A 17047-nucleotide genomic window follows, 5' to 3' on the forward strand; every position below is an offset into this window, starting at 1 on the left:
CATTTTTTTAAAACCATGTTTTTGTCCTCTGTCAAATAAATTCGTTTGAACGCTTGAACTCAATAACATCCCAAAACAAATGAGCAACATCCGTACCGCAGAAGCGTTTAATTTCACGAATTCCCGTAGGAGACGTCACATTAATTTCTGTTATATAATCTCCAATCACATCAATCCCCACAAAAAGAAGACCGCGTTCCTTTAAGGCTGGACCAATGCGTTCACAAATTTCATAATCACGTTTTGTTAACTCCACATTTTCCGCGCGACCTCCAACATGCATATTAGAGCGCACATCTGTTTCTGTCGGAATTCGATTAATAGCTCCAACAGGTGTACCATCAAGCAAAATAATCCTTTTATCTCCTTTTCGTACTGCCTCTAAATAGCGCTGAACAATAAAAGGTTCGTGATAAATTTCTGCAAACATTTCTAACAATGATGCTAAATTGCGATCATCTTGTCTTAAATAAAAAATACCAGCGCCCCCATTCCCATAAAGTGGTTTAACAATAATATCGCCAAATGTCTCTCTAAAAGCTGTTATTTCTTCAATATCTTTGGTAATTAATGTTTCTGGCATCAGATCAGAAAATTCAGTAACAAAAATTTTTTCTGGACTGTTGCGTACCCATGCAGGATCATTCACAACGAGTGTTTTAGGATGAATACGCTCTAACAAATGAGTTGTTGTGATATAATTGAGATTAAAAGGTGGATCTTGGCGTAAAAGAACCACATCCATATCTGTTAATTCCGTACGAACAGGCTTTTCTAATCGATAGTGGCTTCCCTCTTTATCATGTACAATCAATGGCTCTAGTCGTGCAATCACACAACCATCGTATAGAGATAAACGATCTGGTGTATAATGGAAGAGAGAGTGTCCACGTTCTTGGGCTGCTAAAGCGAGTGCAAATGTCGTATCTCCTTGAATCCGAACTGTTGAAATATGATCCATCTGAATGGCAATTTTCATAAATAAATCCTCTCTATCCTAAAAGCAGACTGGTCTATGCATCATAAACTTAGTAAACAATAAAAGAACTATGACAAGAGAAAATTTATGACACAAGAAACAGATATAAAATTAAACAACAAAGAAATCGAACGCTATGCACGCCACATCATTTTGCCTGAGATTGGTGGTGCAGGGCAACAAAAGCTAAAAACAGCACGTGTTCTTGTTGTAGGCGCGGGTGGTCTTGGTGCTCCTGTCTTAACCTATTTGGCTGCCGCAGGTGTTGGAACCCTTGGAATTGTCGATAACGACATCGTTTCACTTTCCAATTTACAACGCCAAGTTATTCATAAAACAAATGCAATCAACAAAAGCAAAACAGACAGTGCTGAAACCACTATAAAAGCAATAAATCCCCATGTTGTAGTTGAAAAACACACCCTACGCTTAGATAAAAGTAATGTGGATAAACTGCTCAATGCTTACCACATCATTGTTGATGGAAGTGATAATTTTACCACACGCTATCTTCTCGCTGATCACGCTGCCCAATGCAAAAAACCTCTAATAAGCGGTGCTGTAGAACGTTTTAATGGCTCATTAACGGTCCTTATGCCGTATAAAGACAATAATCCTCACTATCGCGATTTATTTCCCACCCCTCCAGCTCACGGGACCATCCCAACATGCGCTGAAACTGGAATCATCGGTGTTTTACCTGGCGTTATTGGGACCCTACAAGCAATGGAAGTTATTAAAATGATCACAAACATCGGAGAGCCATTAGTAGGAAAGATTCTTCTCTATAATGGATTATTAGCGCAATTTAATATTATTACTTATAAACGCTCAAATTATAAAGAAAATACCATAGTTATTAAGAAGCTTGGAGAATCATGATTATGTCCTCTCTTCCACTAATTTTTAGCACTCTCGCAATATGTATTGAAATACTAATTAATTTTATCGCAAGTCATCGAAACATTGTAACCAATGAAACCTATTAAATTTATCACAAATATGGCAAACCTTTTGTGAAAAAATAATTCTCTATAATGGATTATCAGCATAATTTCATGTCATCGTCTATAAATGGACAGAGACTCGTGGGAACGCAGCTGCTATCAGTATTCTTGTGTAAAAAATTTTCGACGTAGATAAAAATACAATCAGCAGAACTCTATTCAACTATTTTACTATTCACACATAAAAATTGTTTCACATGAAAGTGCTTCCTTCAAACCATAACCTATAAATAAATAATTTAAGTCATATTTTAGTGATCGATACTATAAAAGGTCAATGATCTGTCCGTACATCTCTAACCTCAAGAGAAAACGTCTATTCATCGAGCATCATAAAATGCAGCTTAGGAATTATTGCACGTATAAGAACAATCAATTGTCTCTGTTCATAAGAAAAATACATGGGACTTGATGTAAAAGTACATAGGGATTGATGTGTATAGAAGGATTGAGATAAACCTCATGGAGAGCTTTAATTACATAATTATTGCATTCAGAAGCAGAAAGCTGCGGCTCATGAATTGATAATCCTTCAGCAATAATTTCACAGACAAGTATATGTAGAAAAAGTGAAGCACACAAATCTTGAAAACCAATCCACAGACGACAGTGTAAAGAGTGCATTTTTATAAAAGATCTCTTTAAAATAAGCGAGTAAATATGCAATGTTAAATGTGTTCTGTTTTGCGTGAGGGGCGTTCCCCCTAACAAAACATCAATAAGAGCTCTTTTTATAAAACTGTGAAACTAAAATTACAAAAAAAATCAGACTTCTTTCTAAAATTAACATCTATGGTATAAGTTAATTTGGCTCATTCGCTTTATTATTATCCATTGGTAAAGGAACAGGATGATCGGATAAACTGCGTAAATAAAGCAAAAGATCGGCACGATCTTGGTCATTTTTAATTCCACGAAAAGACATAATGGTCCCAGGAAAAGCTTCACGTGGAGAATGTAAATAACGATCTAACGTTACAAAATCCCATTTTTGATCAGAATGAGCACGTAATGCCCGTGAATAAGCAAAACCTGCTGCTGATGCCAAAGGGCGGTTAACAATCTCCCAGAGAACTGGACCAACACGCCCTGCTTCATTGCGTCCAGATGTGTGGCATATGGCACATTGGCGAAAAACTTTACGGCCATTTTCAAAATTGCCTTGTTGAAGGCGGCTATTTAGTGATAGGGAAACATCAGGTGCTTTTTGTTTTTCTTGAAATATATCATTCTTGGCAACTGTATGATGATATTGGACTGATGTAGGATGATCGTAAATTATATTGCTGAGTGTGGAAATCCCCACAACAGCGACCAGCACACATAAACAAGCACAAATAAAATAAATAAATCTCCGGCGATTCATAAAAACTCAAATGTTCACGGTTTCATTACCATTTTTAGTCTAAGCTTTTTCTTTATAACACACAATATCATAAATGCATCACAGATGACATTGGGAATCTTACAATGGCTCTTGAACCAATTATTCTTATTCCTGCCCGTATGGGCTCAACCCGTCTTCCTCAAAAAGCTCTCGCTGAAATTGGCGGAAAACCGATGATTGTTCATGTCGTAGAACAAGCCAAAAAAGCTGGAATAGGACGTACAATCGTTGCAACAGATCATAATGATATCGCTAAAGCTGTTGCAGATTATGGGCATGAATATATCATAACACGAGGTGATCATAAGTCTGGATCTGATCGTATTTATGAAGCTTTAGTGCGTATTGATCCTGAACAACGCTACAACGCCATTTTAAATATACAAGGTGACTTACCAACAATCATGCCTCGTGAAATCATTCGTGCGCTACGCCCTCTAGAAAATAGCTTTACTGATATTGCAACCTTGGGTGCCAAAATCATTGAAGAAAATGAAACAAGAGATCCCAATGTTGTCAAAATCATTGGTACACCGCTTTCTCAAAATCGCCTTCGTGCTCTTTATTTTACGCGCGCCAAAGCACCTTATGGAGAGGGTCCTCTTTATCACCATATTGGAATATACGCCTATAGGCGCGAAGCACTTGAGAAATTTGTATCATTCAAACCCTCACCACTTGAGAAACGTGAAAAACTTGAACAATTACGTGCATTAGAAAACAATATGCGTATCGATGTGGAAATAGTCGATACAATTCCCTTAGGTGTAGACACACAACATGATCTCGATAGAGTTTGTGAGATTTTAGCATGAAAATACTTAAAAAAACCAATAAAATTTCTTTCCAAGGAGAATACGGCGCTAATTCCCATATTGCTTGCTCCAATATGTTCCCCAATATGGATGCTGTTCCCTCTGCTACTTTCGAAGACGCCCTTAATTTAGTGGAAAGCGGGAAAGCTGATCTTGCTATGATCCCTATTGAAAATACCCTTGCGGGACGCGTTGCAGACATTCATCATCTTTTACCACAGTCATCTCTTTATATTATTGATGAATATTTTTTACCTATCCATTTTCAACTCATGGTTTTGCCCGGCGTTACACATGACGAAATTAAAACCGTCCACAGCCATACGCATGCCCTTGCACAATGCCGAAAAATCATACGAAACAACGGTTGGAAACCTGTTGTTTCTGCTGACACCGCTGGAGCTGCAAAATTTATTAAAAAAAATGCTAAACGTTCACAGGCTGCCTTAGCACCTTTAATCGCAGCAGAACTCTATGGACTTGATATTCTTGAAAGAGATGTTGAAGATAACCCTCATAATATTACCCGTTTTGTCATCCTTTCACGCTCCAAACGACATGTCCCCAAACCTCAAAATGGCGAAAAAATCATCACCAGTCTTCTTTTTCGAGTGCGCAATGTCCCCGCTGCTCTCTATAAAGCTATGGGAGGATTTGCAACGAATGGTATCAATATGACAAAATTAGAAAGCTATCAAATTGGTGGAAATTTCAATGCAACACAGTTCTTTGTTGATATTGAAGGACATCCTGAAGACCCGATGATGAAACTTGCCTTAGAAGAATTATCTTTCTTTTCTGCAGAACTGCGTATTATCGGTACTTATCCAGCACAAAACGATCGAACATCGTATATATAAAAGCAATTAAGCTGCTATCATTTTTTGTTGATATCAAAAAGCATCGTAAAAATTTCATAATGCAACGTATCTTGAAAGAGCTCGTTTTTTTCTACTCAACACCCTTCATAAAAACTGAAGAAGAAAAAACGGCTCATAAAAGAATATATAAATTATTTCCATAATATTTTTTCACAAATTATATCATGATAAAAAGCACTTCAACTTGTATAAAAACCAGTGTAAAAAAACACAGTAACCAAAAATAAAAACGCTTGTACCATCTATTTCCCTTTATATATTCAAAGAGAGCTTCTTGAGAAAAGTCATTTCCTCTGACAATATTCCAATAAAGATAACGAACTTCTAAATTAGCTCTCAAAACAATTCAAATTATTATACATGATAGAGCATTCAAATTTCTTAGACTGATATCAGTCTGAACATGGTTTAAAGCTAGAAAATGCAACTCAACCCTGATTTTAGCGTTAAGTTTGAGCTTTTATCTTTATAAAAATTGATTTATGATTCACCTCACTTTAGAAAAAGGAGAGGATAATGAAAAAAATCTTCATGCAAGTATTATTAGCCGCAAATATTCTTGCCTACTCTAGTGTTGCATTTGCTGGCTTTGGTGAGAAAAAATGGAATTTTGGGCTGGATGAAAGTGTTGTGATCATCCCATCCGATACAATCCATCAAGGAGCTGAATACTCTTGTAGTATCTTTGAACCGAAGAAAGTATCCTTTACTTTATCGTACTCTACCCCTTCTGATTTAAACAAATTGAGAATTGCTGTTGATGATGAAAAGAAAATAACCCATGATAAAGAAAAGAAGATCTTTATCCTAAAAAATATAAAATCTCTTCATATAAGTTTTCCTTCGTCAGGACATTATATTTTTAAAAATATTACGAAGAAAAAAGTTGTTGGAACAAATTGTGACACAGGAGATTATGATTAACAATATTTCTATAACATCTAAATTTGAGTAGAGTTATTCTTTTTTCAGGTATTTTTTTCAAAATAGGGCATAATGAGCCATTAAAACTAATCGCTGAAAAGGTTATTTTTATCCTAATATGGCAAACCTTAAGCTGCTTATAAGGTTAGATATTAAAGAACTTTTTCGAAAACTAAAAGACTAAACTTAAATTGTTCTGTATTTTCTACTATCAGAGCTATTTTTTTAATAAGAATATGACTTCTATCTTCGCAACTGCTTTATTTTAAGTACTATAAAGCACATCGTACCCAAATCACTTAGATAAACAGAAAAGTAAAATTTGCTCTACAGATGCATTCCTCGCTGCATTTTAAATCATACTCATTCAGCTTTTGTAAAAATTCATCTCGCTTTTCCCTCCTTATTAAAGGATATAATTATTTGAAACTATAAAATATCGCTTATATCGAATAAGAACCATTTTTATGCTTATAAAACCAGTATCCCCTTATTTCTATAGCGTTGAATGTTGCATCTTCTCTTGTATAAGTACAGCCCCTTAAAAATATATGAAATCTTTTCTCAAATAATGAAACTTCATATATTGATCCATTTTGTGATAAACATCAATGTTTTTTAATTAAAAGAACAAGCACGCAAAAAAAGAGCGATAACATCTACTCAGTATTTATATATTTATATTATGTTAAAAGAAAAAACATTACATATTTTATATTCTCATTCACTATAGAAATGAGGTGGTACTCTTATAAGATACTGGCTTATCATTATAAGACTTTGATTTTCTTACACTGAATTACAACCACAAATAAAGTAAGATCCTCCCATCTTAAATCTCATATTGAATCAATTAAAATCGTTTCCTTGAAAGTTACAAATGGGAGTGATGCGTGAGTAAAAACGATTAAAAAAGGAATAAAAATGCTTCTTATAAAGCCTCTCAAGTGCAAGGGATCGCAACATTGGGAGTTGTTAAGTAGTATGAGGGCTAAAATTTATACTTTGTATTAAGCATAAAGAGGGTAGCGCAACAATAGATTTATAACTCAAGGGAAGCATGTATACTATTTATGAGTGGAGTTTGAAATATAGTTAAGAGTATTGAGCAATCGCTCTTTCAAAAGCCTGTGAATGTATAACATTAAATGTATTCTGTTTGGGATGTTCTGTTTTGTATAGAGGAGCAACACCATTAAAGCAATATTTTATAATTCTTTAAATAGCACTCTTCCCCCTGACTTTCGAATGTTAGCCAATTACATGATCTATCTGCTTTATTTGCTTCTTTGACTGTTGTAAATTTTTGATGATTCAATTTCGTAGTTTTAGAACAGATGTATCTATCCTAAAACTCTTACATGTTTCAGCGAATGAGATAATTATACATTCAGACTATCTTAAGCGAAAAAATATTTTCATACCAAATAAATATGCAGAGCTACTGCTATAAAAACTGGTAAATCCACAATCTCTTTGTTGTTTATATATCAATAAATTAAATGCAAAGGAAAATTCTTCGTCGTTCTTAGGATATTTTTCGTTTCTGATCTTGATTTTTCATTCCAAATCGACAATATGAGCTTGGGAGGTTGGTGGTGGACGAACTACTCGCCAACTGGGTCAGGTCTGGAAAGAAGCAGCCCCAACGAGTTCTGGTACGGGTCATCGTTCCAACCTCCTATTTTGCTGAAAAAATTATTTTTTATGCTGTCTTTTAGCGAGGTATTTTTAATCTTCAGAGCAGCATTTGTATGCAGTAAATAAAGGGGTTTTGTTATTTTTAAACAAATTGTCCCATAAATAATTTGATTAAGAAAAAATCCTTTTATATGAGACTACAGTATTGATCTATGCTTTTGTATTATCAAAATGTACGCATAAAGAACTTCGAAGTTGGAAATACTCATGGAAAATTTACCGGTAGAAACAGCCTATCGTGTTCTTGCTCGTAAATATCGACCCCAAAACTTCTCTGACCTCATTGGTCAGGAAGCTATGGTGCGTACTCTCACCAACGCCTTTGAAAAAGGTCGTATTGCACAAGCGTGGATGTTAACAGGGATTCGTGGCGTAGGTAAAACCACAACAGCACGTATTTTGGCACGTGCACTTAATTATAAAACAAAAGATATTGACCAACCAACAACTGTATTGGACTCTCTTGGTGAACATTGCACACAAATTATCGAAGGACGCCATATTGATGTTATAGAAATGGATGCCGCTTCTCATACGGGCATTGATGATATTCGTGAAATTATTGAACAAATACGCTATCGTCCTGTTTCTGCACGCTATAAGGTTTATATTATCGATGAAGTACATATGCTCTCAACACAAGCCTTTAATGGTTTATTGAAAACTCTTGAAGAACCACCTTCCCATGTGAAATTTATTTTTGCCACAACAGAAATTCGCAAAGTTCCTATTACAATTCTTTCGCGTTGCCAACGTTTTGATTTACGACGTATTGACTCAAAAGCTTTGAGTGCACATTTGCGTCAAATTGCGAAATATGAAAAGGTAGAAGTAGAAGATCAAGCACTTTCTATGATTGCCCGTGCTGCAGAAGGATCTGCACGTGATGCATTATCCATTTTTGATCAAGCAATCGCCCATAGCAATGGCAATGTTAATGCTATTGCGGTGCGTACAATGTTAGGATTAGCGGATCAAGCACGTATTATTGATCTTTTTGAATTTATCATGAGGGGCGAAGTTGTCAATGCGTTACATGAATTACGCAGTCAGTATGAAGCAGGTGCTGATCCTCTTACTATATTGACAGAACTAGCCGATTTTAATCATCTGGTCACACGTTTACGTTTTACACCAGAAATAGTGGAAGATTTTTCTCTGACTGAAGAACAACGTTTAAGAAGTTTAGACTTTTCAAAAAAACTTTCCGTTCCTGTTTTATCCCGAAACTGGCAAATGTTACTCAAAGGTTTACAGGAAGTTAATCAAACTGCACGTCCTCTTCAAGCCGCTGAAATGCTTTTAATTCGTCTTGCTCACACGGCTGACTTACCAACTCTTGATGAGGCTTTAAAAAAGCTTACGCAAGAAAAAACGCCTCTCACACTGGTTCAAAACTCTTCTCATCAAGAATCTACAAATGCAAATAATATAACAAAAGAAACAATGGTCGGAGCCCATGCTTCCTCGAGCGTTTCAAATACATTAGCCGATCAATCAGATTTAAAAACATCTTTGAAAAACCAATTAGATCATTCCTTACAACCAGAAAATTTAGTTAAAAATCAAAACCATGACAAAATCAGCGCTCAAGAAGTAACAGAAATTCTAGAAACTTCTCAATCTACTGATCTTTCTGAAAAGATTGCAAATTCATCGCATTCTGTCATGCAAAAAACAGAAAAGATTACTGAACCTAAAACTCTCGTGATTAATTCTTTGCACGATATTGTTCAATTAGCCGAACAGCATAATGACGTTCCTTTCAAACTCCTTGTTAAAGAATTTGTTCATCCTGTTTCTTTTGAAGCTGGGCATATTACCTTGAGACTTTCTGAAAATACCCCACAATTTCTTGCTCATGATATAGAAAAAAAGATATCTCAATGGACTGAAAAACGCTGGACAATAACTTTTGTTAATGAAGGAGGTGGCCCAACCTTACAGGAGGAAAGTATAGCGATTCAAAAGACTCTTTTTTCCAATGCAGAAACAGATCCTGATATCGCGAAAATCCTCAATCATTTCCCAGAAGCAAAAATTGTCGATATTCGACTTAATAAAGAAGAAAATGATCTTGATTTACTCCCCAATACCTTTAAAAATGCTGATATTTTTAAAAATAAAAATGATATCAATGATGAATAAGGATACCTATTCCTATGCGTGAAATGATGAGCATGATGAAAAAAGCCAAAGAAATGCAAGAAAAAATGCAGAAGATTCAAGAAGAAATAGCTAATCTGCAAGCTGTGGGCACTGCAGGGGGTGGTCTCGTCAATATCACTTTAAATGGCAAAAATATTATAACAGCAATTCAAATTGATCCTTCATTACTCAAACCTGAGGAAGCTGAAATTCTTGAAGATCTCATTATGGCAGCTTATAATGAAGCAAGAACAAAAATCGAAATCGCAATAGAAGAAAAAACCAAAAGTATGACGGCAGGACTACCACTCCCATCAGGTTTCAAGCTTCCATTTTAATGAAACGGATTTTTTCCGTGGGACAAAAATATGTCTAAATACATTGCAGGACCTGAGATTGAACGTCTCATTCAGATTTTATCACGGTTACCAGGTCTTGGTCCACGTTCAGCGCGTCGTGCTGCACTTCATCTTATCAAAAAAAAAGAGACATTGCTGGAGCCTTTAGGAGCAGCTATACAAGCAGCTATAGAAAAAGTCGGCATTTGTTCTGTTTGTGGAAATGTCGATACCATTGATCCTTGTTCAATTTGTACAGATTTGCGCCGCGATGATACAACAATCATCGTTGTTGAGGATATTGCTGATCTGTGGGCTCTTGAACGCGCAAAAACTTTAGCCGCACGTTACCATGTGTTGGGTGGACGACTCTCCCCCTTAGATGGAATAGGTCCTGACGAACTCAACATTGCCACCTTAATACAGCGTGTTGTACAAAACCCTATTACGGAAATTATTCTTGCTGTCAATGCGACTGTCGAAGGTCAAACAACTGCTCACTATATCACCGATCAGCTTTCCAATTTTCCAGTTAAAATTACGCGACTTGCTCATGGTGTCCCTGTAGGAGGCGAGCTTGATTATCTTGATGACGGAACTTTAGCAGCAGCTGTACAAGCAAGAACAAATCTTTAAAAATTTCTTTCTCTTACCTGTTATCTCGTTTTATTTACTATTATTTCTTTGTATGGGGAAAATATTCAAGTGATAAAGAAAAAACTCTCACTTTTAAACGACCTTGGTCCTGGTATTCTAGTATGTTTACTCATATCAGCCTTAGCTTATGGCTTAGAAGTCTTAGAAAAACAGCTTTTGGGACAAGCTTGGCTTGAAAGCCTTGTTTTGGCAATTCTTTTAGGATCGATTATCCGTAGTTGTTTTCCTTTGCCAACATATTTTCAAAAAGGTATCACCTTTTCTGCAAAAACACTTCTCGAAATTGCTATCGTTCTTCTAGGAGCAAGCATTAGCATTAACGCAGTCCTTTCAGCTGGTTGGAATTTGCTTGCTAGTATCATTTTCGTGATATTCGTAACGATTATCCTGAGCTTTGCCATCGGCCGACTTTTCGGGCTTTCTACACATTTAGCAATGCTGGTCGCTTGTGGGAATGCTATTTGTGGCAATTCAGCTATTGTCGCCGTTGCACCTGTCATAAAAGCAAAACATGACGATGTAGCTGCGTCAATTGCCTTCACTGCTCTTTTAGGAATTCTTATTATTTTATTTCTACCCTTTTTACATCCATCTCTGAATTTGTCATTTAGCCAATATGGTGTGCTTGCTGGCATGGTTGTGTATGCTGTACCACAGGTTTTAGCAGCAACAGCACCTATCTCTTTTCTGAGTGTTCAAATTGCAACAATTGTCAAATTAGTACGGGTTCTCATGTTAGGCCCTGTTATTTTTACTCTATCAATCATTTATCGCCGATCAGCACAAACACGCTTGCGTTTACATACCCTCGTCCCATGGTTTATCATTGGCTTTATTATCATGATGCTTGTTCGCTCAAGTGGTCTTATCCCTGAAAAGGCTATCAATCCCATCAAATTTATTGCCCAGTTGTTTACTGTTATCTCAATGGCTGCACTAGGATTAGGTGTTGATATCCGATCACTAAAAAAAGCAGGATGGCGCGTCATTTTGGCTTCAACCTGCTCCATAATTATTCTCGGTATTTGTAGCCTTATCATGATACAATTGAATGATTTAAATCATATAACATTTTAAATGTGCATTGATTATTATTTTTTCAACGTAGTATGCAATCAACCCAAAGTCCTCATTATTATTAAAATCAGTTCTTTCATAAACCAGAAAAAATTCTAAAATACTGCTCATTATTCTATACAAAAAATTGAAAGAGCTGATATTTAAGTGAAAACTGTCAAATGTGCTTTTCAGTCCATAATGATTTGCAACAGGGTAGTATCAAAATACGTAACTCATGCAAAATAATGCCATTTCTTTCATCTGCTCTCATTACGCTAAGGTTTTTATACAAAGACTGATAAAATATATTCTTATTTGGAAAAAATGTGGGGTCATAACTTTTCCTCTTTTAAATTACTTTTACTTACTATGTAATACAAGTGGCATCAAAGTACTATTTGATAGCTTACAAGTTGTGACAACCCTTACATTTAAACGATTCGTGAAAGGAGTTTTGATTCATACGCTAACTCCGCTTGTAATATACAAGCTAATAACTTTAATTGTTTCACCATAAGTAGACTTAAAATAAGAGAATCTTACAATACTCAAGGTACTCATTCAAAAAGTGATAAAAATAAGGATTAAATCAACATCTCGTTCTATCCCATAAAAAGATATTGTTGCTTATTGGCACTAGTAACTTTCTTACAAATGAAATATACGATAATGAAAAGATTAAAAATACAGCAGGACTTTTATTTATCGTTTTATTCAACTAAAATATTTTTATGCTTATCCTTGCTATAGATACTGCTTCAATTTATTGTGCTGTTGCGCTTATTCGTCATAAATCTGTTATTGCGCGTATCAATGAACGCATGAACAAAGGACATGCCGAAAAAATTATTGGGCAGATTACACAAATAATGAAACAAGCCAATATGACGCTTGATCAAGTTGAGCGTATTGCTGTCAATATTGGACCTGGATCATTTACTGGTGTACGTGTCGGTGTTGCAACAGCGCGCGCTTTGGCATTAGCACTTGAAATACCAGCTGTTGGAGTGAGTGCTCTTGAAGCGTTAGCAGCACAAGTCATAAACAGTAAAAGTACAGTATCAGCAATTACTGTTGTCATTGAAGCAGGGAGAGGGATGTTCTACCATCAAAATTTTCATAATGATCTCACACCTTTGGGAGCGCCGGGATTAAAAACAATTGAAAATATCCTCGAAGATTTGCCAAAAAAAACCCGACTGACTGGCCCAGCTGCTGATGTTGTTGTGGAGCATATTAAAAACCATAAAATACACGAAAAAATTGTCCTAGAAAAAATTCCCTGCGAAGCGGCCGATATTGTAAACTATGCTTATCTTGCTGCAAACAAACAATCAAAAAATTCACCTCGCCCACTCTATCTACGCAGCGCTGATGCAAAACAACAAACCAATTTTGCTTTACCACAAAAAAAATAATGCCCAAATTTTCATTGACAAAAAAGAATTTTGGAATTGCTCCGCTACAAGTTAATGATAGTGCTTCTCTTCATCAAATTCATCAGCATTGTTTTACCCCTTCTTGGGAAAAACAAGCTTTTGATAATTTCTTAACAGATCACTCTATCTTCGGATACAAAGCTTTTCTCATTGATCACTCTGATCAAATTTTAGGCTTTTGCCTATGCCGTCTCATCCTTGATGAAGCAGAAATCATCACAATTGCTGTTCACCCTCATTATCGTCAAAAAGGAATTGGTACCTTTCTTATTGAAAGCACAGTTCACTATCTTCACGACAAGGGCGCCATAAAATTATTCTTGGAAGTAGAAGCCACAAATCTTTCTGCTTTGAACCTTTATCAACGCTTTGAATTTCAAAAAATTTCTGAACGTCTTGCCTACTACGCGTCAAAAAATGGTCGTGGTGATGCAATTATCATGCAAAAAACTTTTAAGCAAATAGATTGAGATTTGTGTAAAAAACATTTACACATGCGCTATGAATAAAGTAAATCCTAAAAATACGCCTCCTGTTGCTCCTAAAAAGGTTTTTATCAAAACCTATGGATGTCAAATGAATGTTTATGATAGCCAACGGATGACTGATAGCCTCAGTTCGCAAGGCTATGTGACAACACAAATTCCCAATGATGCCGATCTTATTCTTGTTAATACCTGTCATATTCGTGAAAAAGCAGCAGAAAAACTTTATTCTGATCTCGGTCGTTTGCGCGTTATGCGTCAAGAGCGCACACCTGATAAACCCCTTATGGTTGGTGTAACAGGTTGTGTTGCACAAGCTGAGGGAAGTGAAATCTTGCGCCGTGCTCCAACAGTGGATCTTGTTATTGGTCCGCAAATGTATCATCGCTTGCCAGAATTGTTAGAAAAAGCCAAACAAGGGAAAAAAATTATCGAAACAGACTATGCTGTTGAAGATAAATTTGCTCATTTGCCGCCCCATAATAAACATGCAGTAAGAAAACGAGGTGTTAGCGCATTTTTAACAGTACAGGAAGGTTGCGATAAATTTTGCACTTTTTGTGTTGTTCCTTACACACGCGGTGCTGAAATATCACGATCCGTTGAGCAAATTACTGAAGAAGCCCTTCAACTCATCGAAGCGGGTGTCAAAGAAATTACGCTGCTTGGACAAAATGTCAATGGTTGGCATGGACAAAGTGCTGATGGCAAAACTTGGCGTCTTGGCGATCTTCTTTATCATCTCGCAAAACTCGATGGTTTAAAGCGTTTGCGTTACACAACCAGCCACCCACGTGATATGGATGATAGCCTTATTGCCGCGCATCGAGATCTTGATATGTTAATGCCTTACCTCCATCTTCCTGTTCAATCAGGTTCAGATCGCATCTTAAAAGCCATGAACCGACAACACAAAAGCTCTCATTATCTTCATCTTATCGAAAAAATTCGAACCGTACGGCCAGATATTGCCTTTTCAGGCGATTTTATTGTAGGGTTTCCAGGAGAAACAGATGAAGACTTTGAAGAAACCATTAAACTTATTCAACAAGTACAGTACAGTTCAGCTTATTCTTTTAAATATTCCCCCCGTCCTGGAACAGTGGGAGCCACAATGAAAAATCATGTTGATGAATCTGTAAAAGATGCCCGACTTCAACATTTACAAGCCCTTCTCCTTGAGCAACAAAATGCGTTTTTGCGTTCTAAAATTGATCAAAAAACGAACGTTCTCATCGAAAAACCTGGACGTCACTCAGGGCAAATGGTAGGGCGTTCCCCTTGGCTTTTACCTGTTGTTGTCGATACAGAAGCCTCTACAGGTAGCGTGATAGAAATTCATATTAAAAATGCAAGCTCAAACAGTTTTGTTGGTGAAGTGACAAATAGATAAACATGCCTCTAATACCTTGTTCAAAAATAAATATTTTGGAAAACTCTTTTATTTTAAAAGCAAATGATTACATCTAAAGCGTGCACTTTTTGTAAAAATTGTCTTTTATAAAGTTTACTTAACAAAATGTGCAATATTTATGTAGATATGGAGAATAGGCTGAAAGCTTCAACCGAAAAAATAAAGCGTATTAAAGAAAAAGTAAATACGTCCCTTGAAAAGGCTGATACCTTGAAACAAACAAGCGCTTCAGATGTGAGCCAAGTTGTTTTGATTTTCGAAAATAATAAATATGCAAAAGCAGTTTTTGGTAAATTTGACGAAAATCTCGCTTATATCGAAAAAAAACTCGAACTTAGTATTCATCCGCGTGGTAATGAAGTCTTAATCCGTGGAAATGTTTCTGTTATAAAACGTGCGCAATATGTATTGCAGCAGCTTTATGAACGTGCCAAAACACATCAAGAGCTCACTTTATCAGATATAAAAGGAGCGATTGCTATGGCAAATATACCAAAGAAGCAGAAAGAAGACACAATAACACACAAATCTGCAACGAAACGTATACCAGCTCGGTTGAGTACCCATAAAAAAATAATTCATGCAAGAACTCCAACACAAGACGCTTACATAAGTGCTATGGAGCATACTGAACTTGTGTTTGGTGTAGGACCAGCAGGAACAGGAAAAACATATCTTGCTGTTGCTCATGCTGCAATGCTTCTAGAACGTGGTATCATTGAGCGAATTATTCTCTCACGTCCGGCTGTTGAAGCTGGAGAACATCTTGGTTTTCTTCCCGGTGATCTCAAAGAAAAAGTCGACCCATATTTACGACCACTTTATGATGCTCTTTATGATATGATGCCCGCTGAAAAAATAGAACGCATTTTAGCCTCTGGTGTCATAGAAATTGCTCCTCTCGCCTTTATGCGCGGACGAACACTTGCCCATGCTGCTGTTATTCTTGATGAGGCACAAAATACTACCCCCATGCAAATGAAGATGTTCCTCACACGTCTTGGAGAAGGAACGCGTATGATCGTTACCGGTGACGTAAGCCAAATTGATTTGCCTACAGGGCAAAAATCAGGTCTCATTGAAGCAATTCGCATTCTTTCAAATGTAGAAAATATTGCAATTGTGCATTTTGATGAAAAAGATGTTGTACGCCATCCACTTGTTGCTGCTATTGTTCGTGCTTATGATCTTGATTCCGAAATACAAAATAAAAAAAAATCATTCGCATGCGATGCATTAAAAAATGAATTTGATTCATCATGATTATTATTGATATAATGATTAAAAGCGCAGGGTGGAATGATGAGAAAATGCTTTATAATATCACTGAAAAAGCATTAATGACAACTATGCATCATGTTTCATTGGCAAATGTTGTAAGCGAGATTAGCCTGCTTTTTACGGATGATGAACATATGGCACAAATCAATGCACAATGGCGCAACAAAAACAAATCTACTAATGTATTATCCTTTCCTGCTTTTCCACTTAAAGCTGGAAATCGACCTGGTCCCATACTCGGTGATATTATTATTGCCCGAGAAACTGTTGTTTTCGAAGCAGAGAAAGAAGGAAAAACATTTCAAGACCATTTAACACATATGATTGTTCATGGTATCTTGCATCTGCTTGGTTATGACCATGAAACTGATGATGAAGCATATAAAATGGAAAAGCTCGAAAGAGAAATTCTTCAAAAGCTTTCCATAAAAGATCCTTACGCATAATTGTCTATCAATGATAAAATTTAACTTTTAAAATCAATATTACCAGCATACCATTTAAAGCCTCTTATTTATCTATTATAAAAAAG

Annotated in this window: 15 protein-coding genes and 1 other RNA gene; 14 read left to right on the plus strand and 2 right to left on the minus strand. The window is 36.2% G+C overall.

Annotated elements, in window-relative coordinates; all coding sequences use genetic code 11:
* Positions 1-31 precede the first annotated feature (31 nt).
* Complete coding sequence (gshB, locus tag ACFIMA_RS03700) at positions 32-979, minus strand: glutathione synthase (RefSeq protein WP_375627632.1); 948 nt, start codon at positions 977-979, stop codon at positions 32-34.
* 87 nt (positions 980-1066) lie between these two features.
* Between gshB and ACFIMA_RS03705 the strand changes: the two genes are divergently transcribed.
* Positions 1067-1861, plus strand: coding sequence for a molybdopterin-synthase adenylyltransferase MoeB (locus ACFIMA_RS03705; protein WP_375627633.1), 795 nt, complete (start codon positions 1067-1069; stop codon positions 1859-1861).
* 927 nt (positions 1862-2788) lie between these two features.
* Here the strand turns inward: ACFIMA_RS03705 and ACFIMA_RS03710 are convergent.
* Positions 2789-3352, minus strand: a complete 564-nt coding sequence (locus tag ACFIMA_RS03710; protein WP_375632302.1) for a c-type cytochrome — start codon at positions 3350-3352, stop codon at positions 2789-2791.
* A gap of 104 nt (positions 3353-3456) precedes the next feature.
* Here ACFIMA_RS03710 and ACFIMA_RS03715 point away from each other — a divergent pair, with 104 nt between their 5' ends.
* The 13 genes from ACFIMA_RS03715 (at position 3457) to ybeY (ending at position 16961) form a co-directional block, all read left to right on the plus strand.
* Positions 3457-4188, plus strand: coding sequence for a 3-deoxy-manno-octulosonate cytidylyltransferase (locus tag ACFIMA_RS03715; protein ID WP_375632301.1), 732 nt, complete (start codon positions 3457-3459; stop codon positions 4186-4188).
* Positions 4185-5048 carry a prephenate dehydratase gene (locus ACFIMA_RS03720; protein ID WP_273790573.1) on the plus strand — a complete coding sequence of 288 codons (864 nt, stop codon included), beginning with the start codon at positions 4185-4187 and terminating at the stop codon, positions 5046-5048. Before ACFIMA_RS03715 ends, ACFIMA_RS03720 begins: the two co-directional genes overlap by 4 nt.
* 537 nt (positions 5049-5585) lie before the next feature.
* Positions 5586-5993: a hypothetical protein gene (locus ACFIMA_RS03725; RefSeq protein WP_375677930.1), complete on the plus strand. Its 408-nt coding sequence runs from the start codon at positions 5586-5588 to the stop codon at positions 5991-5993.
* 1587 nt (positions 5994-7580) lie between these two features.
* An RNA gene (gene ffs, locus ACFIMA_RS03730) (signal recognition particle sRNA small type) lies at positions 7581-7678 on the plus strand.
* Positions 7679-7901: 223 nt separating this feature from the next.
* Positions 7902-9842, plus strand: coding sequence for a DNA polymerase III subunit gamma/tau (locus ACFIMA_RS03735; protein WP_375693123.1), 1941 nt, complete (start codon positions 7902-7904; stop codon positions 9840-9842).
* Between the two features lie 14 nt (positions 9843-9856).
* Positions 9857-10180 (plus strand): YbaB/EbfC family nucleoid-associated protein, encoded by a 324-nt coding sequence (locus ACFIMA_RS03740; protein ID WP_375632297.1) that lies wholly within the window; start codon positions 9857-9859, stop codon positions 10178-10180.
* Between the two features lie 30 nt (positions 10181-10210).
* Positions 10211-10816, plus strand: a complete 606-nt coding sequence (recR, locus tag ACFIMA_RS03745; protein WP_273790577.1) for a recombination mediator RecR — start codon at positions 10211-10213, stop codon at positions 10814-10816.
* 69 nt (positions 10817-10885) lie between these two features.
* Positions 10886-11914, plus strand: a complete 1029-nt coding sequence (locus ACFIMA_RS03750; protein ID WP_375677931.1) for a YeiH family protein — start codon at positions 10886-10888, stop codon at positions 11912-11914.
* A 713-nt stretch (positions 11915-12627) separates the two neighbouring features.
* On the plus strand, positions 12628-13314 hold the full coding sequence (gene tsaB / locus ACFIMA_RS03755) for a tRNA (adenosine(37)-N6)-threonylcarbamoyltransferase complex dimerization subunit type 1 TsaB (protein ID WP_375677932.1): 687 nt from the start codon (positions 12628-12630) through the stop codon (positions 13312-13314).
* Positions 13314-13805 (plus strand): ribosomal protein S18-alanine N-acetyltransferase, encoded by a 492-nt coding sequence (gene rimI / locus ACFIMA_RS03760; RefSeq protein ID WP_375627639.1) that lies wholly within the window; start codon positions 13314-13316, stop codon positions 13803-13805. The genes tsaB and rimI overlap by 1 nt, the downstream gene beginning before the upstream one ends.
* Before the next feature lie 31 nt (positions 13806-13836).
* A complete protein-coding gene (miaB, locus tag ACFIMA_RS03765) occupies positions 13837-15213 on the plus strand; it encodes a tRNA (N6-isopentenyl adenosine(37)-C2)-methylthiotransferase MiaB (protein ID WP_375621198.1) in 1377 nt (458 codons plus the stop codon).
* A gap of 159 nt (positions 15214-15372) precedes the next feature.
* Positions 15373-16497: a PhoH family protein gene (locus ACFIMA_RS03770; protein WP_375621222.1), complete on the plus strand. Its 1125-nt coding sequence runs from the start codon at positions 15373-15375 to the stop codon at positions 16495-16497.
* Complete coding sequence (ybeY, locus tag ACFIMA_RS03775) at positions 16494-16961, plus strand: rRNA maturation RNase YbeY (protein WP_375632293.1); 468 nt, start codon at positions 16494-16496, stop codon at positions 16959-16961. The genes ACFIMA_RS03770 and ybeY overlap by 4 nt, the downstream gene beginning before the upstream one ends.
* The last annotated feature ends 86 nt before the right edge of the window (positions 16962-17047 follow it).

This window comes from Bartonella sp. AP88HLJMH (genome assembly GCF_042195605.1).
Lineage (GTDB): Bacteria > Pseudomonadota > Alphaproteobacteria > Rhizobiales > Rhizobiaceae > Bartonella.